General features: G+C 68.9%; 11 protein-coding genes. 1 reads left to right on the top strand and 10 read right to left on the bottom strand.

The features are described from left to right. Positions 1-2: 2 nt before the first annotated feature. The 7 genes from ACQY5G_RS15785 to ACQY5G_RS15815 form a co-directional block, all read right to left on the bottom strand. Positions 3-494 carry a SixA phosphatase family protein gene (locus ACQY5G_RS15785; protein WP_428275563.1) on the bottom strand — a complete coding sequence of 164 codons (492 nt, stop codon included), beginning with the start codon at positions 492-494 and terminating at the stop codon, positions 3-5. 22 nt (positions 495-516) lie between these two features. Beyond that, the gene (locus tag ACQY5G_RS15790; RefSeq protein WP_428275565.1) at positions 517-1,908 is read right to left on the bottom strand and encodes a TIGR00366 family protein; all 1,392 of its coding nucleotides are present in this window, start codon (positions 1,906-1,908) and stop codon (positions 517-519) included. Positions 1,909-1,926: 18 nt separating this feature from the next. Beyond that, on the bottom strand, positions 1,927-3,144 hold the full coding sequence (locus ACQY5G_RS15795; RefSeq protein WP_428275566.1) for an AI-2E family transporter: 1,218 nt from the start codon (positions 3,142-3,144) through the stop codon (positions 1,927-1,929). Beyond that, a complete protein-coding gene (locus ACQY5G_RS15800; RefSeq protein ID WP_428275568.1) occupies positions 3,137-4,066 on the bottom strand; it encodes a TorD/DmsD family molecular chaperone in 930 nt (309 codons plus the stop codon). The genes ACQY5G_RS15795 and ACQY5G_RS15800 overlap by 8 nt, the downstream gene beginning before the upstream one ends. 49 nt (positions 4,067-4,115) lie before the next feature. Then, the gene (locus tag ACQY5G_RS15805) at positions 4,116-7,238 is read right to left on the bottom strand and encodes a molybdopterin-dependent oxidoreductase (RefSeq protein WP_428275570.1); all 3,123 of its coding nucleotides are present in this window, start codon (positions 7,236-7,238) and stop codon (positions 4,116-4,118) included. Beyond that, positions 7,235-8,812 (bottom strand): 4Fe-4S dicluster domain-containing protein, encoded by a 1,578-nt coding sequence (locus ACQY5G_RS15810; protein WP_428275572.1) that lies wholly within the window; start codon positions 8,810-8,812, stop codon positions 7,235-7,237. Before ACQY5G_RS15810 ends, ACQY5G_RS15805 begins: the two co-directional genes overlap by 4 nt. A 109-nt stretch (positions 8,813-8,921) precedes the next feature. Beyond that, entirely contained in the window at positions 8,922-9,767 is an 846-nt protein-coding gene (locus tag ACQY5G_RS15815) for a 2-keto-4-pentenoate hydratase (protein ID WP_428275574.1), read from the bottom strand. 95 nt (positions 9,768-9,862) lie between these two features. Between ACQY5G_RS15815 and ACQY5G_RS15820 the strand changes: the two genes are divergently transcribed. Further along, entirely contained in the window at positions 9,863-11,230 is a 1,368-nt protein-coding gene (locus ACQY5G_RS15820) for an NAD-dependent succinate-semialdehyde dehydrogenase (protein ID WP_428275576.1), read from the top strand. Positions 11,231-11,276: 46 nt separating this feature from the next. On the opposite strand, the gene ACQY5G_RS15825 is transcribed toward ACQY5G_RS15820, so the two are convergent. From ACQY5G_RS15825 to ACQY5G_RS15835, 3 genes are read right to left on the bottom strand one after another with little or no spacing between them, the layout of a single operon-like run. Then, positions 11,277-13,787 carry an SDR family oxidoreductase gene (locus ACQY5G_RS15825; protein ID WP_428275578.1) on the bottom strand — a complete coding sequence of 837 codons (2,511 nt, stop codon included), beginning with the start codon at positions 13,785-13,787 and terminating at the stop codon, positions 11,277-11,279. Next, positions 13,780-15,570: a B12-binding domain-containing radical SAM protein gene (locus ACQY5G_RS15830; protein ID WP_428275580.1), complete on the bottom strand. Its 1,791-nt coding sequence runs from the start codon at positions 15,568-15,570 to the stop codon at positions 13,780-13,782. The genes ACQY5G_RS15825 and ACQY5G_RS15830 overlap by 8 nt, the downstream gene beginning before the upstream one ends. Positions 15,571-15,573: 3 nt before the next feature. Next, positions 15,574-22,644: an SDR family NAD(P)-dependent oxidoreductase gene (locus ACQY5G_RS15835; protein WP_428275582.1), complete on the bottom strand. Its 7,071-nt coding sequence runs from the start codon at positions 22,642-22,644 to the stop codon at positions 15,574-15,576. Positions 22,645-22,661: the final 17 nt, after the last annotated feature.

A 22,661-nucleotide genomic window follows, 5' to 3' on the forward strand; every position in this document is an offset into this window, starting at 1 on the left:
CGTTACGGGAGTGCCTTGGGGCGCCAGAAGCCGATGAGGCGGCCGCGGCGGACCGACCCCAGTTCGGACCAGTCATCGATGTCCAGTTCCACCGCGGCGAGCGCGGCGGTCGGCATGTACTCGCCCTTGCCCGTCAACTGCCAGACGAGAGACGTGATGCCCGGGTTGTGCCCGACGAGCATCAGCCGCTCCGCCGCTCCCCCCATCGCCTCCGCGGCCTCGATGTAGCCGTCGGGGGACGCGCCGTAGAGGTCGCTCGTCGTCTCGATCTCCACCTCCCGATCGAACTCCGCCGCCGCGAGTTCCGCCGTCGTGCGCGCGCGGACGGCCGTCGAACTCACGATGCGGTCGGGCACGAGGTCCCGTTCCACGAGGAACCGGCCCATGCGCGGCGCGGCGCGGCGGCCGCGGGGATTGAGGGGCCGGTCGTGGTCGCGGAGCCCGGGCTGGTCCCAGGACGACTTCGCGTGCCGGAAGATGAGCAGGGTCTTCATGGGGTCCCGGGTTTCACGAGCGTCACCAGCGGATCGGGATCACGAGCATGGTCGCGACGCCCAGGAGGATCGTCGCCAGCCAGAGAAGGAAGGCGTACCCGAGGATCTCCCCGAAGCGGCGCCGCGTCACGGCGAGGATGGGGAGCGCCCAGAACGGGTGGATGAGGTTGAAGGCGGAATCTCCGTACGTGTAGGCGAGGAGCACCGTCATGACGGAAACATCGAGCGCCTCTCCGGCGGGGATCACGTACGGAGCCTCGATCATCCACTTGGAGCCCGCCGAAGGGATGAACATGCTCATGATCCCCGAATAGACGTAGACCACGAGCGGATAGAGCCGGGTCGTGGCCACCTCCGCGAACTGCTCGCCGAGCCAGCCTCCGAGGTTCGTGTTCTGGATGAGGCCGAAGATGCCGGCGTAGAACGGGAACTGGAGGATGATCCCCCACGCGGCGCCCACGCCGTCGCGGCAGGCGCGGAGGAACGACGTCGGGCGGCCGTGGAGGACGATCGCGAGGACGAGGAACACGGTGTTGTAGGCGTTGATCGTCCAGCTCGCGCCGAAGCCCCGCGTGACGATCGAGTGGGCGAGCGGATACGCGAACAGGAGGGCGGCGAGGAGCGACCAGCCGCGGAAGTGGTCGAGCCGCTCGGCGGGCGTCGTCCCGGCCTCGGCGCGCGGCGGGGGCGCCGGGAGGATCTCGTCGACCTCCGCCTCGGTCAGGGTGACGACATCGCGGTGCGGGTGGAGCGCCATCGCGGCGACGAGACCGACGAGCAGCATCGCGGCTGCGTACCCGAGGTTGAACGGATGAAAGAGCGTCTCGGTGACGGGATAGAGGCGGTCCACGACGGGCGCGCCGGTCCCCGGCTCCAGCAGGGGGTTGCCGGGCGTGGCCATGATGAGCGGGGCGGAGCTGGAGAGGCCGGACTGCCACACGGTCCCGATGCCCATGTATGCCGCGGCGATGACGAGGCGCACGTCGGCCCGCGGGTTGCGCTTGAGGATGAACGGGACGAAGAGCGCGGAACCGACGAGCCCGAACGCCCAGTTGAGGTAGCCGACCGCCATGGAGAACCCGGCGGCGAGGGCGACGGCCTGGACGGGGCGCTCCGGGTTCGGGCAGCCGGCGAGGCGGTCGAGCAGCCGGTAGACGGGCGGCGACGAGGCGCACGCGTGGGCCGCGACCATGGCGATGGAGAACTGCATCGCCAGCTCCAGCAGCGTCCACACGCCGGCGCCCCACGCCAGCCCCGCCTCCGGGATCGAGGCGCCGCCCCCGGTGACCGCGAGCAGGAGCGCGACCACGGTGAGCGACATGAGGATGACCCACGCGTCGGGCACCCAGCGTTCCGTGACGCGGGAGAGCGCCGCGCCGCTCGCGCGCAGCCGGTCGAGCGGGTTCCCGCTCATGCCGTTCGGCGGATCGGGCTACGCCTCGGGCGGGGGGGCTTCCGGCGCAGTGGCATCGGCCGCGGCGGCTTCCCGTTCCGGCGCCACCGCAACGTCCGGCTCCGGCTCCGCGGCGCCGGTCTCCGCCGGCGGCGACGCGCCGAACGCGGTGGCGGGCAGGACGTCCCGGAAGGATTCGCCGTAGAGTTCCCACACGGTGATGAAGAGCGCCGCGACGATGGGGCCGATGAGCACCCCGGCCATGCCGAAGGCGATGAGCCCGCCGAGGGTGCCGAGCAGGATCATCAGATCCGGCATCCGCGTGTCGCGCCCGACGAGCCAGGGGCGCATGAGGTTGTCCAGCGTCCCCACGACGAGGCCGCACCACAGGATCAGCCCGACGCCGCCCCCGATCCGGTCCGCGGCGATGAGGTAGATCGCGGCGGGCAGCCACACGAGCGCGGATCCGATCCCGGGGACGATCGAGAGTACGGCCATGACCGTGCCCCAGAAGGCGGCGGACGGAATCCCGACCACCCAGAAGGCGACCCCGGCCAGCGCGCCCTGCACGATGCCGATGAGAAACGTCCCCTTCACCATCGCCCGCGTCACGGAGACGAAGCGGTCGAGCATGCGGCGCTCGTCCTCGTCGGAGAGCGGGAGGTAGTAGAGGACCTTGTGCAGCACGCCGCGGCCGTCCTTCAGGAAGAAGAACATGGCGTACAGCATCAGCAGCAGGAGGAAGACGACCCGCACGGTGGCCGTCGTGACGCCGGCGAGCCAGTCGACCACCAGACCGCCGACGGATCCCGCGACTTCGCCCAGCTTCCGGAGGAGCTGCTCCTGGTACGGCCGCAGCGAGTCCAGCCAGGGAATCCGGTCGAGCAGTTCGTCGACCCCGCCCGGCTGCCGCAGCTGGGCCTGCATGTCTTCGATCCAGGGGCCCGCCGACTGTGTGACCTGCACGGCCTGGTTCGCGACGATGCCGAGGAACGCCGTGACCGGCCCGATGAGGAGGATGACGAACAGTCCGACCGCGGCGAAGGAGGCGAGCCCATCCCTTCCGCCGAACCAGCGGCGCAGCGTCCGGTAGGCCGGGTACATGAGGCCGCTGAGGATCGCTCCCAGGAAGAGCGCAGTGAGGAACGTCCGGATCATCTCCAGGAAGAGGAGGCTGATCCCGAGGACGAGGAGGAGAAGGAAGACGGCCCGGAAACGTCCCGGATGAAGAGGCGGGCTCCCGCCCGCGTCAGCCATTATGAGCGTCGGCGCTGAGGTCGGCGCTGAGGTCGGCGCTGAGGTCGGCGCTGATGTTCGCGGTGGTGTCGGAGTCGATATCGGCGCTGAGGTCGCTGAGGAGGCGGCCCGTCGCGGTCGCGCGCTGCGTCCAGAAGTCCGCGACCTCCGGCGCCGTGGTCCCCCCGCGGTCGTGGAGGCGCGTCCAGTCCCGCGCCTCGCACGCGAGCCAGTCCAGCGTCGCGCGCGGGCCCTGCGACATCATGCACCGGAGAATGTAGGCGCGCTCACCTACGCGGAGACCGAGATCGAGGTCGCGCGCGGCTCTCGCGAGGTCGGCGCGCGTGAGGACGAGTCCGCTGCGGACCGGGCTCAGGAGGGCGTTGAAGAAGCTGTCCCCATCCGTCCGGCGCGGGTCGGGCACCGGTTTCGCCTCGCGCAGCGCGAGCGGGCGTCGCGTCGGCGGCCCCAGGCGAGCCGATTCGCCGAAGAGGAGGGCCTCGAGCGTGTCGGCCCACTCCCGGTAGAACGGGGGCGCGATCTGCCGCAGCTTGGTGAGGAAGGGGAGGACCCACGAGAGGAGGTGCTCCCAGAGGAAGGCGTGCCGCGCATCATGGCAGGCCTGCGCCGTCTTTCCGTTCCCGCTCTGCTGTGCTTCCACGAGCCAGGCGTAGCCCCCGAGCAGCGCTCGAAGGTGATCCGGATCATCGGGGGGCGTCGTTCCGAGCGCGCGCCAGAACCCGGCGACGCGGTCGCGCGCCTCCCCGCCCATGTGGCCGTCGGTACCGAGAAAGGCGGAGGCGTACGGGTAGAGCTGGAAGAGAAAGAGGTCGTTGTGCGTGGGCTCGTCCGGCACCGGGCCCAGCTCGAGGAGGTGGCCGATGAGCCGATTCTCCCCGCACGGACCATCGAGAAGCGCGCCGAGGGCGCGAAAAAGCTCCATCGCCTAATGTCCCGCGCTGACAGCGCGTGCGGCACTGTTCACTTTCACATTATGAAGTAGATGGGGGCCTCGATTTGCTGTCAAGTTGCCCCCCATCCGTATTCCCCAAGTCCGGGTCGGGCGACTTCGAGCCCTGCGGTTCCGGGAGGTCGTAGGCCGTGCGCACGGGACGCACGGGCCGGATGAGCCAGTGCGGCCGGCGCGTCCCGTCGGGAGAATGCCGCCGGGCTCCGCGCGTCTTGTCGAGCCAGCGCCGGTACACCTCGTGCGACCGCTCCGTGTCGACGTGAATATCCCCGTGGCGGTCGCGCCGCGACGCCTTGACCACGCGCACCGCCTGGTGCCAGCAGTGCATGCCGGACACGGGATCGGGGTGCACCGGGAAGGTGAGGTTCTGATGGACGCCCACGTCCGTCCACCAGATCCGCGACGTGTCCGGATCGTCGGTCTCGTACGGCGCCGCGCCCTGCCTGCGCGACAGCTTCCAGTCGCCGTCTTTCCCGCTGAGGGAGACCGTCGCCATGAGTTGCCGCTGACCGGCGACGCGTTCCCGCTCGCCGCGCCCGGCCGTTCCGGGTTCGCCCCCGTTCGGGCCCGATGCACCGGCGTCCGCCAGCTTCCAGCGCCCCATGTGGTGGCTGCACGCGACGACGCCCGGCTTGATCCCCTCGGTCACCCACGCCTTGAGGACGAAATGGCCGATCTCGGTCTCGACCCGCACGAGATCGCCCGTCTTCACCCCCTTGCGCGCCGCGTCGGACGGGTGGAGCCAGAGCGGGTTCGTGTGGGCGATCTCGTCCAGCCACTTGGAATTGGCCGAACGCGTGTGGATCTGCACCGGGAGCCGGAAGGTGGAGATGAGACACATCTGGTCCGGCTCCATCGCGGCCGGGTGCACGTGGCTCCTGATGTAGGCGGGAACGGCGTACTCGGGCCAACCCCAGCGGACGAGCGTGGGGGAGTAGAACTCCAGCTTGCCGCTCGGGGTCGGGAATCCGCGGCGAATGGTGTTTTCCACGCGAACCCCGACCGGGCGCCGCCCCTCCGGATCCGGGTCGGGCGCGCCCATGGGCGCGAGGTTCACCGCGGCGGAGGCGGGGGCCCGCGTGTAGATGCGGCCGAACTCGTCTTCCCGCGCGTCCTCGATCTCCTCGGCCGGAACGGGCCGCTCGTGAAGCGGGCCGATGTCGCGCGCGACCTCGAAGGCGCCGTAGCGGCGCATGTAGTCCAGCGGCGAGAGCCCCTCCGCGGCGGCCGCCTCCGGCAGGCCGGGCACGGAGTGCTCGAACATCCAGGCGTAGTACTCGTCCACCGTAAGGCGCTGCCCGGGATTCTCCTTCGACTCCACGAACTCGCGGATGCCGCGGCTTCCGTCCGGGTCGATGCGCCAGGAAAGTTCGAGCCAGAACTCGTTCTCCTCCCACACTTCGCCCGGGTTCGTGTGGCGCGTGTCCGCCACCCGCTCGCCGAGACGCTCGCGCGCGGAGCGGAGGACCGGCTGCCGGAAGCCGATCCACTGTCCGTCGTGGGTCTCGTAGGAGTGGAGGTCGTGCCGCTCGGGTCCGTGTCCCATCGGAAGGACGTAGTCCGCGAAGTAGGCGGACTCGTTCCAGGTCGGCGTGAGCGCGACGTGGAGTCCGACCTTCTCCTCATCCGTCAGGGCCTCGATCCACGCGAACCCGTCCGGGTTCGTCCACACCGGGTTGTACACGCGCGTGAAATAGACGTCGAGCTTGCCGCGTCCCTCCCTGAGGAGGTGCGGGAGCAGGAAGGAGACCTCGTACATCGCGAGCGGATACTCCTCGGGCCACGTGAGTTCGTTCCAGTGCTCGGGGTGCCGGGGCATCCGGATCGGCTTCGGGATGAACTTGTTCCACGTGCTCGGATAGGTGCCGCCGGGGGTCGCGATGGAACCCGTGAGGGCGTTGAGGAAAAAGAGGGTCCGGGCCACCTGCCAGCCGCCCTCGTTGCCCGATGCGGCGCTCCGCCAGTTGTGCGTGGAGAGGCGCGAACCGGCCCGGGCGACGAGTTCGGCGACCTCGCGGATCTGCTCCGCATCCACGCCGGACTCCTCCGCCGCCCACTCGAAGGTGCACGCTTCGTACAGCTCGCGGAGGACGGCCTCGAACGATTCGAAGGTGCGCGGCAGGTCCGGCTTCTCGGCGGCGAGGTACTCCTCCCAGTTGAACCAGCGCCGGACGAAGTCGCGGTCCCAGGCCCCCGTCGCGATCAGGTGGTTCGCGATCGCGAGGAGGACGGCGGCCTCGGAGCCGGGCTGCGTGGGGAGCCAGTGGTCGGCGTGCGTCGCCGTGTTCGACAGGCGCGTATCGAAGACGATGAGCCGCGCCCCCTTCTTGACCCCGTCCAGGATGCGCTGGGCGTGGGGGTTGAAGTAGTGCCCCGCCTCCAGGTGCGAACTCACGAGAAGGATGACGTCCGCGCGGGCGTGGTCGGGGCTGGGGCGGTCCATGCCGAGCCAGAACTGGTAACCGGCGCGCGCGCTGGAGGAGCAGATGTTCGTGTGCGAGTTGTGGCCGTCGACGCCCCAGGCCGCGAGCAGCCGCTCCGTGAACCCGTCCTCGCCCGGACGCCCCACGTGGTACATGACCTCGCGCTGGCGGCCCTCGTCGATGGCCTTGCGGATCCGCGTCGAGATGTCGTTGAGCGCCTCCTCCCAAGAGACGCGCACCCACTTCCCTTCCCCGCGCTCGCCGGCGCGCTTGAGCGGGTAGAGGACGCGGTCGGGGTCGACGATCTGGTTCAGCGTGGCCGGGCCCTTGGCGCAGTTCCTGCCGCGGGAGCCCGGATGCTCCGGGTTCCCCTCGAACTTCCGCACCTGAAGGGTGTCGCGGTCGACGTAGGCCAGGAGCCCGCAGGCGGACTCGCAGTTGAAGCAGGTCGTGGGCACGAGCATGTAGCGCCGTTCGCGCCGTTCCGGCCACGCCTTCGAGTCGAGTTCGACCCAGTCGTCCCAGCGTTCCCGCGGGGGGAAGGCGGCGAGCTGGGCGCGGCTGGGGCCGGGATAGAAGGTCTCGCCGCGACTCTCCGTCTCGGAGCGCGCCGCGCTCACGCGCTCGCTGAGTTCGTGGAGCCGTCGCGAAACGTCGTCCGGGCCCGAGCCGTTGCTGCCCGCGCCGGAGCCGTTGCGGCCCGGGCCGCCCGGATCGCTCATGCGAGGGGCACGGACTGGCCGGCCTGCACGTACGCATGCTCGTGCGCGAGGAGCCCCGCGAGGGCGGCGATGCCGATCAGCGGAGCGACCCAGGCGCCGCCGACCGGGCTCACGGTGAGGGCGGCCGCCAGCGTCACGAGCACGATGCCGCTCCAGAACCATGGGGCGTAGCGGCCGCGCACCATGTTCCGGGCGGCGAGGGCGGCGTGGGCCGTCGCGTGCGTGAGCGTCAGTTCGGCGAGCACGAGCAGGAGGTGCGCGGCGGCCGTGAGTCCCACGAGCCGGCCCAGCGCGGCGGAGCCGCCGAGCGGCGGGAAGAGCATCAGGGCCGCGCCGCCGGCCAGCACCGCCTGTACGAGAAAGTGCGGCGGCAGGAGCGGATTCTGCCACAGATCGCGCGCCCTCGCCTGCGCGAAGAGGTAGGCCGTGTAGACCGCGGTCATGCCGGCCAGGGGCGCCCCCGCCCACGCGATCCAGCGCGTCGTCTCCGCGGCGCCGTCGCCGCCGGCCAGCGCCGCCCCGAGGTGCGCGGTCAGGGCCGCGCCGTAACCCGCGATCACGAAGGCGCCGCGCACGAGCCAACTCTTCATGTGGGGTCTCGTGAAGATGAGGAAGAAGCGCTTCGGGTGCTCGAGGTCCCAGATCAGGAGCCCGCCGGTGAGCGCGAGCGCGGCGAGACCGAGGAGCGGCGTGAGAGTGAGCCAGGTTCCGCTCTGCCACGCGAGCCCGCCCAGCAGGCAGAGGAGGAGCACCGCGAGATACACGCCGGCGGAGACCCCCTTGGTGAGCGTGTACAGGCTCACGCGCCAGTCCCACGGCGCGGTGTGCGAGATGTCGTAGGAGAGTATCGCGGCGACCGAGGAGTTCGGGCCGTGCCGCCCGTCCGTCCCCATCGGGTGCGGCTGCCCCGAGCCGATCTCGTGCGAGCCCCCGGGCTGCTCGCTCCACATGTACAGCCCGCCTCCGGGACGGACGGCGGCCAGCGGATCGAGCGTCGCCTGGTGCGCTCCCTTGTAGAAGAGCTTCGGGTGCGTCTCCTTCTCCGGCCGCCGGACGCTCACCGGGTCGCGCCCCACGTACTGCGAGACCTTCGATTCGGGGTCGTCGAGGTCGCCGACGATGATCGCCTCCGTCGGACACACCGTGACGCAGGCCGGCTCCAGCCCCATGTCGATGCGGTGGGCGCAGAAGTTGCACTTCTCCGCCGAATGGTCGTCCGGGTTGATGAAGATCGCGTCGTAGGGGCAGGCGGCGATGCACGCCTTGCAGCCGATGCAGATCGACTTGTCGAAGTCCACGATCCCGTCGGGGCGGCGGAACATGGCCTGGGTGGGGCACGCGGTCGTGCACGGCGCGTCGTCGCACTGGTTGCAGCGCGTGACCTGGAAGGCGCGTCGCGTGGCGGGGAAGGTCCCCACGTCGGCGTACTTCACGTAGGTGCGGGTGACGCCGAGCGGGACCTCGTTCTCAGACTTGCAGGCCGTCGTGCAGGCGTGGCAGCCGATACACCGAGTGTGATCGATGACCTTCGCCCAGCGGGCCGTCTCGGTCCCTGTCTCTGAGGACTCCGGCATGCGTGCTCCCCGTGGGAGGTTCGGTGCGGTCGCGACGGCGCTCGCGCGTGGGCCGGCGGTCACATGGCGCTGCTATGTTCCATCGTGGCGCCGAACCGGGCAAGCCCGTTCACCCGGTGAGCACGATTTCCATGCCGGGGAGGTCCACGCCCGCCGCTTCCACACGCCACCGCTCACCGGGGGACAGCGGCTCGAGGGCGGTCATCGTCCCCGTGCTCACGACACCGCCGGAGGGCGGGTCCTCCTGACCGGCGAAGCGCGGGAGGAGCCGCGGCACGAATTCCAGCGCCGCCAGCGGATGCCCGAGGACATCGCTCCCGCGTCCGCAGGCCACCGGCGCCTCGTTTCGGAAGAGGCGGACCTCCAGGTCGTCGAGGCGGGCCACCCGTTCGTCGAATCCGGGTTGGCGGACATTCACCGGCCGGCCGACGACGAGCGCCCCATGAAGCCCGAAATCCGCGACGGAGTCCGCCGGCGTGAGGTGCCACTCGGGGTAGTGGCAATCGACGATTTCGAACCCGAGCGCGACCCATTCCGGACGTCCCTCGTCCGTCCCCTCCTGCGCGAATCCGAACACGACCTCCACTTCGATCATCGGAGCGTGGAACATCCCGATCGGGATTTCGGCCGTCGGCCTGGCGAGCCGCAGGGTACGGTCGTAGACCGGGGCCAGGATCGGTTCATCCAGCCCGAATCGGGGCCAGATCGCCCGGTTCGTGAACCCGACCTTGCAGCCGATCGGATGGTATCCGCGCCGCTGGAGCCGGCGGTCGAGCACCGCGCCGACACGATAGGCCTGATCCAGCCCGAACCCTTCCGCCCGCGTTGTCGGCGGCTGCGTCGTCCCGCGCCCGTCACGAGCGGACATAAGGTCCCGCGCGAGATCCGCTTCGAAACGCGCCGTGGCGGCGGCGCTCTCGTCGTCCGCGGCGATTTCCGTCTTGGCTCTGGTCATGCACGGCTCCGGGTCGGGGTCCAGCCGGGGCTTGCGGCCCAAGCTTCAAAACCGGACGATTTTGCTAATCGTAACGTCTCGTGAGAGAGGACGAGATGCCCTTTGAGAGCATAGACCCGACCACGGAGGAACGGCTCGCCTCGTTCCCCGCCCTCGATGCCGCCGGGATCGACGCGGCGCTCGAGCGGGCGCGGGACGCGTTCGAGGTGTGGAGGCGGGTGCCGGTGGCCGAGAGGGCCGAACGTCTTCTCGCGCTCGCGGAACTCGTGGAGCGGGGCAAGGCGGCGTACGGCCTGCTGATGACGCGCGAGATGGGCAAGCCGCTGGCGAGCGCGGTCGCCGAGGCGGAAAAATGCGCCTGGGTGTGCCGCTATTACGCGGAGCACGGGGCCGAGCACCTGGCGCCCGAGCGCTTCGAGTCCACCGGCACGCACTGCTGGGTCGAGTACCATCCCCTGGGTGCGGTGCTCGGGATCATGCCGTGGAACTTCCCGTTCTGGCAGGCCATGCGCTCCGCGGTGCCGACGGTGCTGGCGGGGAACGTCTTCCTGCTCAAGCACTCGCCCAACGTGCCGCAGTGCGCGGTCGCGCTCGAGGGACTGTTCTCGCGTGCCGGATTCCCCGAGGGCGTACTCCAGAACGTCTTCGTCGAGGTCGAGGACATCCCGCGCGTACTCGACGACCCGACCGTGCAGGCGGCCTCTCTCACGGGCTCCGTCGCCGCCGGTTCCGCGCTCGCGGCCGAGGCGGGACGCCGCATCAAGACGACCGTGCTCGAACTCGGCGGCAGCGACCCCTTCATCGTCATGGAGAGCGCGGACATGGATCGGGCCGTCGCGACCGCCGTCGATGCCCGCATGTGGAACAACGGCCAGTCGTGCATCGCCGCCAAGAGGATGCTCGTCCAGAGTTCGATCGTCGACGAGTTCACCGAGCGGCTCGTCGAACGCGTGGCGACGCTTCAGGTCGGCGACCCGAAGGAGGCCGACGTCGAGATCGGACCACTGGCCCGCCGCGACCTGAGGGACGCGGTCGCGGAGCAGGTGGAGGCCACCGTGGCGGCCGGCGCCCGGGTGGCCACGGGCGGGCGCGTGCCCGACCGGCACGGATGGTTCTACGAGCCGACCGTGCTCACCGATATCCCGGACGGGTCCCCGGCCACGGATGACGAGATCTTCGGTCCGGTCGCCAGCATCTTCCCGGTCGCCGACATGGACGAGGCCATCAAGCTGGCGAACGCGACGGAGTTCGGCCTCTGCTCCGCCATCTGGACGAACGACCCCGAGGAACGGGCCCGGGCCGTCCGCGACCTGGAGGCCGGCGGCGTCTTCATCAACGGGATGTCCGCCTCCGATCCCCGCGTCCCCTTCGGCGGCGTCAAGCGCTCGGGCTACGGGCGGGAACTCGGCCCCCACGCGATCCGCGAGTTCGTGAACGTGAAGACGGTCTGGGTCGGCGACTGACGCGTCACGAGCGCGCGAACCAAACCCTCATGACCGAGCCGGATCCTCACGGGACGAGGGGCGATCGGTGCCCTTCGCGCGAGAGGAAATCCCGATAGCGCGAAAACGCCGCGTCGACCTTCTCGCGCGTCAGGTTGAAGGCGGCGAGATCGTATGTGTGCCGTTCTTCGCGTTGCCGGTGTGCGGCCTGCACCTCGAACCAGTCCTCCATGGCGACCGCGGCCTCCTCCTCCAGCGGCCAGCCGAACCGGTCGTAGATGCGGGCCACCATGGCCATCGGGTCCTTTACGAGGTCGTAGTAGCTGAGGTCCATCCACCGGTCTTCGAGTTCGGGATGGCCGGTGCGAAACTCCACCGCGCGATCCAGCATGCGACTCATGAACTCGAGCTGTTCCGCCCCGAGATCGTCGGACGGGCGGGGATGGCAGGAGAGACTGCAGATCCGGTCGGCGAGGCTGCACCAGGATCCCATGAACTCGGCGGGCTCGCGGTGCGTCTGAATGAACAGGGCATCCGGGTACGCCGCGATCAGCGATTCCAGTTCGAAGAGGTGGAAGGGCGCCTTCAGCACCCACTGCCCCCCTCCGCCGTTTCGCCGCTGCCGCCGCTGATGCGTGTAGTTCTGCATCGCGCGGCGGTGAAAGGCGTAGCTCTCCGACATGTCCATGCCGGCAAGCCAGCGGGCGAAGTCCGGGATGTGGAACCAGATGGTCGCGCCCCAGGCCGCAAAAACCATCCTGAGGAGTCCGAGGTCCTCCTCCGGTTCGTTCACGTCGAAGTGATGCACCCCCTTGAACATGTCGACGATCCCCGACGCGTTCAGGAGTTCTTCCGCAAAGGCCCGCCGCGGATCCTCGGCCGAGCCGGGCGGAGGGGCGTCGTCGCCGCCCGCCGGGACCGGCTCGACATACTCGTAGCCGCTCAGCGTCCAGAACCTCGGGTCGCGGGACATCAGGCGGTGCAGGAGGGTCGTGCCGGTCCGGTTGATCCCGACGATGAAGACCGGCCGCCTCACGTCCTGTGCCGCGATCTCCGGTCGGCGTCGGTATTCGGCTTCCAGGGACGCGTTGTTGCGCAACCGGCGGGTGAGATCGAAGGCGATGTAGCCGTGTCTCTCGATCCGGACCCGGGCCTCGGGGGCCGCCAGCGCCTGCACGAACCGCCTGAGTCCCTCGAGCTTCCAGGCGGGGAACGCCACGTCGAAGGGGACATCGTATTCCCGCGCGAGCGATTCGGCGCGGCTCTCGAGGCCGTCGTAGTCCAGGCGGCTCTCGGGTATGCGGTAGGGCCATCGATCGCGATGGGCCTGCAACCAGTCGAGGGAACTCTGGAGTATGATGTACGCGCTCGGCCACTGAATCGGGTCCGGACAGTCGGCCCGCAAGGCGCGGTTGCAGACTCGAAGGGACGGCGCGGTCGCGTCCCCGCTGAACCAGTAGGGCGCACCGTGATCGATCAGATGCCAGAACCCGTGGAGCGGTGACCGCTCGCCGCGGGCCAGACAAGCCCGTTTGAACGCCTCGTAGGGAACGGTCCTGTAGTACAGTCCCAGGTCGGCGAGCTGCATCTCGTACCCGAGGGGTGGGTCTTCGGAGTATTGATAGATCGTGAAGCGCCGGTCGGGATTCAGCGAGATGGCCGCCATGGTGCCGGAAACGACATCGACCGCAGCGTGGCTCCACTGCAACGTGAATCCCTCCGGCATCCGTCCCACATCCACGACCGAGGCCACGGTTCGCACCGCGACATCGTCGGCATTGCCGAAACCGGTACTGGCGACGTTGGTGTGCGGGAGGCGGAACAGGGCCACGGGCACCCCGGCCCGGGTCGCGTGAAGCAGCGCCTGCTCGACTACGACCTTGGTCCACGGATACCCGAGCAGGCCGAGGGGAAAGGCGCGCTTCATGCTCGCGATGTCCGGCTGCATCTGGTGCGTGATGCGGCTGCCGGAATACTCGTTCGCGAAGCCGCAGAAGTACTCGGGAAAAATCCCCATGGTCGACGTGAAGAAGATGTGTTTCAGGCGCGTGGTCAGGCACAGGTCGAGCACGGCGCGGATGCTGAGCACGTTGGTCTCGCGCAGAGCGACGTAGGGAGTCGCGACGCTCAGGCTCGCGGCAAGGTGGTAGACGGCGTCCATCCGCTCACAGAGATCCGCGAAATCGGGCGGCTCCAGGCCGAAACGCGGAAGGTGGATGTCTCCGGCCAGCGCGCGGATGCGGGGCGCGAGTTCGTCATCCCGGATTTCCGCCTCTTCGAGGGCGGCCTGGATGCGCGCCAGGGCGTGGTCGGCATCATCCGCGCGCACGATGCAGGTCACCGTCAGCTTCGGGTTCCGCCGCAGGAGGTCCAGCAGCAGGAAACGGCCGAGGAAGCCGGTCGCTCCGGTGAGCAGGACCTCCCGGAAGTCGGAGGGATCGGCCGGGGCGGTCGCCCGGGAACGGCTGGACGCCTCGTCGATGAATCGGCGCAGCGAATCGACATCGTGCCGGCACTGCGACGGCAGTGCTCCCGTGAGCGGCGGGACCTCCCGGCGCAGAGCGCCCGATTCAGACACGTGCCGCTTCTCCTTGTTCGGGGGTATCGCCCGCCAGCGGCAGGTTTCCGCGGGTTAGGCGGGCCGGACGGGCCTCGGGGTCCAGCGCGAGTTCAAAGGCTGCGAGCGCTTCGGAGATGCCGTCTCCGGCGTAGCGGAACTCCTCCGGGATGGCCCTCCGCCGGGCATCGGCCCGGTCGAGCGCCACCTGCCGGAGTCCGTCCCCCGCGTCCGTTGCCGGCGTCGGCTCCGGGCCGGCATCGCGGACCGTCGCCAACTCCGCGTCCAGATACTCCTTGAATTCGCGGATGACTGTCTGCTGGCGGGTGAACTTCTCGCAGTGATGACCGCTCGCGGCGAGTCGGATCGCCAGGGGCATCATGCGGGGATGGTCCTTGGAGACCTTCGCGATATACCGTGAGAACGCCGGAAGCTGGTCTTTGGTCAGGCGTCGCCGGACTCCCATGATCCCCGCAAAGAGCGCGTGCTCGCTCACCGGCTTGTGGATGTGCGGCACGGGGTTGAGGTGTTCCAGCAGGGTCAGGCAGCGCTCGAAGTAGTTCTCCAGCGTCGAGTCGTAGATCGTCCCGATGACCCGCAGATATCCCTCCACCAGCGTGGCGGGATCCATCTGCGGCCTGAAATTCAGGGAGGTGGCGTTGATCTCGATGGGCTTGTCCAGCAGTCGGCCTTCGTGCTCCAGACGCTCCCACAGGTTGGTGTCCTTGAGCGCGGTGAGCAGGCCGACGAGCGCGATCGGGATCCCCGTCTCCTGAATGAAGTCGATCTGGGCGTCGAACGCGGTTTCGTCATCCTCGTCGAGGCCGAGGATGAAGCCGCCCTGAACCTGCATGCCCTTCTGCTGGATCTTGCGCACGGCGGTAAACAGGTAGTTGTCGTCCCGCATGTTGATGTTCTGTGGCTTCTTCATCTTCTCGAGCGCCTTGGGATTGGGCGTCTCGATCCCCAGGAAGACGGTGTCGAAGCCGGCCTCGATCATGACGTCCATCAGGTCGTTCATGCGGACGAGGTTCACGCTGGCCTCGGTGGACAGCGCAAACGGGTGCCCGCGCTCCCTCTGCCACTCGGCGATCGCCGGGAGGAGACGCGTTACCTCGCGCTTGTTGCCGATGAAGTTGTCGTCGACCAGGAAGAGCGGGCCGCGCCATCCCAGTTCGTAGAGGTGATCGAACTCCGCCACCATCTGCTCGGGCGTCTTCGTGCGCGACACGCGGCCGTACAGCTTGGTGATGTCGCAGAACTCGCAGTCGAAGGGGCACCCTCGCGAGAACTGCAGGCACATGGAGTAGTAGTCGTTCATGTCGATGAGGTCGAAGCGCGGCAGCGGAGTGACCGTTACGTCCGGCTTTCTCGGGGCTCGATAGACGCGCTTCGCCGTGCCGTTCTCGAGGTCTTGCAGGAAGGCGGAGAAGGTTTCTTCGACCTCGTCGAGGACGAAGTGGTCGATGCCCTCCATCTCGCGGTGGAAGGTGGTGGGGTGAGGTCCGCCGGCGATGACCGGCAGCCCGGCCCGGTTGCAGCGCTCCACGACCTGCTCCAGGGACGGGCGCTGGACGATCATGGTCGACGTGAAGGCCAGGTCCGCCCACTCCAGATCGCGGTCCTCGAGCGAGGTGACGTTGAGGTCGACCACGCGGAGGTTGTAGCGGGACGGGAACATGGCCGCGACGGTGAGCAGGCCGAGCGGCGGGAAGGCGGCCCTGATGCCCAGGATGTCCAGGGAGAAGTTATTGCCCCAGTAGGTGGGAGGGTGCCGGGGGTAGAGGAGGAGGGCGTTCGGCATGGCTCAGGTCGCCTCCGCCGGGACACGATCTGAGTGATCTGTCGGGAAATGGTCCTCCGGGGCGTTCGCAAAGGCCGACGGCGTGCGGCGGGCCCGCGGCAGGGAGATTTCGGCGGTGCCGGCGGGGCCATCCCCAGCCGTCCCGGCCTCGTCCTCGCCGATGTCTTCCTGGCCGTGAATGATGCCTTGCGCCAGCGACAGGGACGAGGCGGTCGTCATGAGTTCGAGTGCGCTGACGCGGTAGTTGAACTCGGCCTGGATGAACGTCCCGAGTTCGGCGACGGAGATGGAGGTCAGCCCGAAGCTCGACAACGGTTCGTCCACCTCGCCGTCCTCGTGGCCGCAGAGTTCGGCGACCTTGGCGGCGATCTGCTCTACGACGTTCTCGAGGGTGAGTTCTCCACCGGAGCCCGCCTCGAAGGCATCGTGATTGTGCATCACGCGCCCGATCCGCATGTAGTCCGGGAAGTCGACGGTCCACGACGGACGCTCGAAGAGCGAGGTGACGAGGTGGGGCCGATCGGAGAGCGCCCGCAACGCGTAGTCCAGGTTGGCGATGGCGAGGTCGGAGCTGACCGGCGGCATTCCTGCTGCGCGCATCATGCGCAGCACCGGAAGACTGCGGGCGGCCATTCCGGCGTCGGCCACGGCGGGCATGTTGTAGGCCAGGCAGGGCAGGCCCTGCCGGTGGCGGGCCGCGGCCAGGCCGTCCAGGAAGCCGTTGGCTCCGCTGTAGTTGATCTGCCCCGGATTCCCCAGCATCGAGGCGGTGGACGAGAAGAGGACGAAGTGGTCGAGTTCGTGGCCGGCGGTGGCCTCGTGAAGGTGAAGCGCGCCGGAGGCCTTGGGTGCGAACACCCGCCGCAGCGACTCGGCCGACATGTCGTCGAGCAGGCGGTCGTCCAATGCGCCGGCGAGGTGGAACACGCCCTTGAGCGGCCGCTCGAGCTGTCGGACGCACCGTTGCACGTCGGCCTCCACGGCCACATCCCCGGACACGATGTCGATCTCGGCTTCGATGTCCATGTAGACGAGCGCGCTGGAGCGCCGGATCCACTCGGCGTCCCGGCGACGCTGGGGATCGCGGTCCAGCAACGTGAGGTGCCGCGCGCCGGACGCGACCAGATACGGAATCAGGCGGAGCCCGAAGCCGCCCAGCCCGCCGGTCACGAGATAGGTTGCGTCCGGATCGAAGAGCGGCTGGATGTCCGCGACCGGGAACCGGGGGTCGGCGGATTCCCGCGGCGCCTTGAGCACCAGCTTGCCCTGGTGCCTGCCCGTCGTCATCAGGCGCAGGGCCCTGGCGTAGTCCCGGTACGGGAAGACCGTGATCGGGAGCGGGGGCAGCGCACCCCGGCCCAGCAGGTCCATGCACGTTTCGGAGATCTCGCGCGTCAAGCCGGGATCGTCGAGCATCAGACGGTCTACGTCGATGGCCGCGAAGCGGAGATTCTTCCGGAAGATCCGTAGCCCGAGGTCATTGTCGGCGTAGATGTCGATCTTGCCGATTTCGCAGTGCCAACCGCCCGGGCGGAGCGCCCGCAGACACAGTTCGATGTGCCGCCCGGCCAGGGAGTTCAGCACGACGTCCACGCCCTCCCCGCTGGTCGCGGTCATCAGGTCGTCGTACCAGTCGTAGCTGTGCGAATCGAAGGCGCCCCGCACCCCCATCGCGAGGAGTTGTTCGCGCTTGTCCGCGCTGCCGGCCGTCGTAAAGATCTCGGCGCCCGCGTGCCGGGCGAGGGCGATCGCGGCCTGCCCGACCCCGCCCATCGCGGAGTGTATCAGGACGCGCTGGCCCTTCCGGAGGCGGGCCAAGTGGATCAGGGAGTAGAAGGCCGTGACGTAGACGGACAGGGTCGACGCGGCCTCTTCCATGCTCAGCCGGTCGGGCTTGGCGAAGACGAGGGTTTCGGGGACGACCGCGTGGTTGGCGATACAGCCGCCCGCGATGAACGCGACCTGGTCGCCGACCGCGCAGTGCCGCACCTTCGACCCGACCTGCCGCACCGTTCCGCTCCCCTCCATCCCCACCTGGCGGCCGAGCGCCGAACGCTCGTAGGCGAGGGCGGGCAGCAGCCCCAGCGTGACCATCACGTCGCGGAAGTTGAGCGCCGCCGCCTCGACTTCGATCTTCACATCGCTGGGCCCGACGGGAGGGAGTTCGTACGTCTTCATCTGCAGGCCGGCGATCTGGCCCGGGTTGTCCAGGGTCAGCCGGTATTCCGCGTCGTCGCCGGCGGACACATGGGAATACCGTTTCCTGATGCTGGAAATGCGCGGCGCCCACAGGCGGTTCTCCCGCACGGCCAGTTCGCGCTCGCGCAGGTCGCACCGCGCGAGCCGGGCGAGCGTCTCCAGATCATCCGCGTCGCCGAGATCCACGAGGCGGAAATCGAGCTTCGCCTCGTCGCCGACCTCCATGGCCATGCTGCGCACCGCACCCCACAGCGCGCTGCCGCGCGGGTGTTCGACGTCGAAGACCCCGCGGTGGGTGACCACGCTGAGACGACAGACATGATTCGCGTTCGCCAGCCGGGCGGAGACGAGCGCCTGCACGAACCCGACGAAGTGCTCGGTCGCCATCTCGCCCGTCGGATCATGTGGGTCGGCACCGCAGAAGAAGTCGATCGCGCGCACCTCGGCCGCCTGCGACCAGACCTCGAGCGAGTCGAATTGTCCCCGGAGGACGGCCTCGTGAGGAATGGACTGTACGGCTTCGGGGGCGTCCAGCCGCGCCGTCCATTCGGACGCCCGGCTCGACGGCTCTCCCAGCACCCAGCGCGGCCCCGGAAGCGGGCCGTCCCCGGTTTCGCCGGCGTCGACGTGCGGCGCCTGCAACAGGGTGGTCCGCCGGCCGGCCCTGACGACCGTCCACCCCTCGCCGGGCTCGATGCCGTCGCCGTCCTCGACGCTGTCGCCGTCGTCGTGGCGGACCAGCGCCAGCCCTCCCGCCACGCACAGGCGCTGCAGGAACCTCCAGCCGTCGGGGCCGGGGAGGTCGTCCGACCGGTGCAGGAACGCAACTTCGACGCTGCGCGGGCGAAGGAGACCCTCGTCCATCGCGGGCTCGGACGCCGGGTCGAGACACTGGAAGCGCAGCGCGGCGTCCTGCTGGTTGAAGGCGTCGTATTGGCCTTGGGCCGTCTCCTCGCTGTCGCTCAGGAGCCAGAACTCGGACCGGGCGCCCGCACGCGTCAGGTGGTCCAGACAGCCGGCCAGAATGGTCCGATCGGGTGCCCGCGATCCGGAGAACTCGGCCACATGACAACCGTATCCCTCGTCCCCGTCCGCGTCCCCGGCCGCCCGTTCGAGCGCCGCGATCAGTGCGGCGGGCTCGATCTCGCCCTCGGGCAGCCGGTCCTGAAGCGCCCTGCCTCCGGGAACGAACTTCGGTTGCCACACGATTTCGTGCTTGGTCTTCGGCAGGTCGTTCCAGCGCGGATTCGAGGTGAAGTATGTGTACAGCGCGATGTGGGCGATCAGGTGACCTGTGTCGCTGTCGTAGAAGCTGATCGCCCCGGCGGCCCTTTCGCCGCGCTGGACCGAGTACTGCCCGCGCTCGTTCGCGTCCATCCAGTCGTCGGCGGGTCTGGTCACGTGGCAGGTGATCCGCGGACCGGTGGGCGGGCGCAGGAAGGTCGTCCGTTCGGCCCGCTGGGGGATGGCGAAGAGGTGGGAAGCGTTCAGCAGGTACGACAGGAAGATCTGCAGACCCCCGTCGAGGAGCGGCGGGCACCCGACGTAGCCCTCGTCGCGACCCGTCGCCCAGAGCTCCTCGTCCATTTCGATGTCGACGATCAGAGCCCTGGTTTCGGGAATCAGCTCGAACAGGCGTATCGTCTGGAAATACGGACCGTACTGGAAGGCCTCGCTGAGAACCGCCTCAAGCCGCTCGTAGAATTCGCTCCTGGCGAACACGGTTTCGCACGAGGAGCGGTCGATTTCCTCGAGGCGGGCCGGCACGCCGACGGGGTGCCCGGCTTCGATCCGGGCCACCCGGCCGCGGCAATGGACCTCGCTCGCGGCGTCCACATCGTACGGACGGGACGAGATCGTGAAGGTGAACTCGTCGGGCGAGCCCGGGACCGGATGCAGGGCCGTCTGAAGCCGCACCGGCGTCTTCGGAATCGGACACGGCTGCAGGAACTCGAGCACCTCGAAGTGAACGGGCGCGCCCTCCAGCGCCTGAAGGACGAGTTCGATGTAGCCCGCGGCCGGCATGATCGCGGCGTGATGCACGCGATGGTCCGTCAACCAGGGGAAGTCCTTCTCCGAAAGCCGCGCCTCGAAGAGCAGGTGCTCACTCGGCACCCGGTGGCCGACCAGAGGGCCGTGGGAGTACTGGCCCTGCCGGACGAAGAACTCGTCGTCGGTGAGGTGGTCGATCAGCGCCTGCTCGTCCCGGGGATGACCGGGAAGGAGATGGGCGATGGGCCGCGGCCGCGGATACTGGGCCTCGAAGTCGAGAGCGACGCCGGACCTGAACAGTGAGGCGAGAGCCTCCTGAAAACCGAGCCGGTCGTCCGAATCCCGATGGAGGCTCGGAATGTTGGCCGGCGTGGGCGAGATCTGCTCGATACACTGGGCCACCGCGGATTGAAGCGCGCTGTGAGGGGCGATTTCCAGAAACACGTCCGGACGGAATTCGCGCATGATCGTGTCGATCGCGCGTGCGAAGTGCACGGATTCCCGGATATTCGTCCACCAGTAGCCGCCATCGAGGCGTTCCGTGCGGTCGCCGGTCACAGAGGAGACGAAGGGGATGCCGGCGTCGAACGCGCAGTCGTCCAGGAATGCCAGCGCCTCGCGCGCGTCGTCCCGGATGGGATCCATGGCGGAGGAATGGAACGCGATATTCCCCGCGAGCAACTGGTTCTGCACGTTGCGGCGATCCAGTTCGGCCATGACCGGCCTCAACTCCGCCTCCCGGCCGCAGGCGACCACGCTGGCCGGCGCGTTTTCGCAGGCGATCTCCACCTGCGTCGGCCGGTCCCCGCCGGGCCGGAACGCGATGTCGAGCGAGTCGAGCACTTCCTCCACGCCGGCGAGATCGAGACCGATCGCCAGCATCCTCCCGGAACCGGCCCTGCTCTGCTGCAGCGTCGCGCGGTGATAGACGAGCCGCGTCGCCTCGGCGAGCGACAGTGCACCGGAGGCGTAGGCGGCCGCGACCTCGCCCGAACTGTGCCCGACGACGCATTCCGGATGCACGCCCCAGGTCTTGAAGAGTTCGAAGAGGGCGCACTGGATCATGAAGATCGCGGGCTGCGCGAGCCGCACCTCGTCGAGCTCCTCCCGTGGAGCGTTGAAGCAGGCGTCGCGCAGCGAAATGTCCGAGTGTGTCCGCCAGTGATCTTCGACGGCGTCGATCGCCCTGCGGAAGACAGGGTCGGCGTCATAGAGTCCCTGACCGCAACCCGCCCATTGGGTCCCCTGGCCGGCGAAGACCATCGCGATTCGGCGTTCGTCGTCGTCGGTCGTGCTGACGTTCGAGGGACTCTCGGCGAACTCGTCCAGCGACGCGAGCAACTCCTCCCGGTTTCGCACCGCAAAGGCGGTTCGGGTGGCAAAGTGCGTGCGACGGCGGCTCAGATTGCCCGCCACCGTGTAGAGGTCGGTCCCGTTCTCGGCCAGTTGTTCCCGCAGCCGCCGGGCGCCCCGCGTCAACGCCCCGGCGTTGCGCGCCGAGAGCGGGATCATGAACCCGCCCCGCGAGGCCGGATGCGACGACCAGGCGCGCGACCGCGGCGGCTCGTATTCCCGGATCACACAATGTCCGTTGGCGCCGCCGAAGCCGAAGGAATTGATGCCGACCACCACTGGCCGCTCCGGGAACGGTTCGCACTCCGTCTGCACCTGCATTCGGCCGCCGTCGAAGTCGATCTCCGGATTCGGGACGGCGAAGTTCTTCGAAGTCGGCGCGAAGGTGCGCCGCTGCATCATCAGAACGACCTTCAGCAGGGCACAGTGAAACGCCGCCGCCTCCATGTGTCCCAGGTTGCTCTTCACGCTGGAGACGCGCAGCGGCACGTCGCGGTCGACCCCCCCGAAGGCCTCCGTGATGGCGTTGCCCTCGATGCGGTCTCCCACAACCGTGCCGGTCGCGTGCGCTTCAATGTAGTCGAACTCCCCGGGCGCGCGGCCGGCGCGGGCGCAGGCCTTGCGCATCAGGTCCACCTGCGCGTGACGGGTGGGGGCGGAGATGTAGCGACCCTGCGCGAGCCCGGAGCTTCCATCGGCCGCGCCGGCGGCGTTGACGGCGGTCCCCTCGATCACGGCGTGGATTTGATCCCCGTCCCTCTCGGCGGCATCGAGGGGCTTGAGCGCGAAGATGAACGCTCCCTCCGAGCGGATGTAGCCGTTCGCGTCGGCGTCGAAGGAATGGCATTTGCCGTCGGGACTGATGACGCCCAGCGCATTGAATGAAGCGCTGAGCCGCGAAGTTCCGAGATAGTTGACCGACCCTACGAGAGCCTGTTCGCAGTCGCCGCTTTGGAGCGCGGCCATTGCCGAGTGAAGCGCGGTCAGACTCGCCGAGCAGGCCGTGCAATAGGTGATCGACGGACCCATCAGGTTGAAGTGGTACGACACCCGGTTGGCCAGCATGGCCACGCTCAGCGAGGTGACATCGAACGGGCCCGCGCCGTGCATGGGGCGCCAACTGGCGACCGGAGGGATCTGCGCGCCGATGAAGACGCCGGTGGCGCTGTTGTGAAGGGAGTGCAGGCCCCAACCGACCCGCTCGCAGGTCTCCCACGAGCAGTTCAGCAGCATCCGCACCTGCGGATCCATCGCCAGCACTTCATCCTGCGACAGTCCGAAGAGCTTGGGATCGATCAGCTTTTCGACATCCTCGCGGATCAGCCCCTCGTATGGGCTGGCGAAGCGTCCGGGCCCGGAGAAGCGGCCGATGGGCCGATAGCCCCTGCCGTAGCGGTCGGTAATGGGCTCCTGGACGATCTCGCGTTCGCGCAGCAACCGCCAGAAGTCGGAATCCGTCCGGATCCCGCCCGGCATTCGATAGCTGTACCCGACGATGGCGACGGGGGACTCTCGCGAGGTGCTGGTCATTCTGCTGCCGCGACCGC

Source organism: Candidatus Palauibacter sp., from assembly GCF_965261555.1.
GTDB lineage: Bacteria > Gemmatimonadota > Gemmatimonadetes > Palauibacterales > Palauibacteraceae > Palauibacter.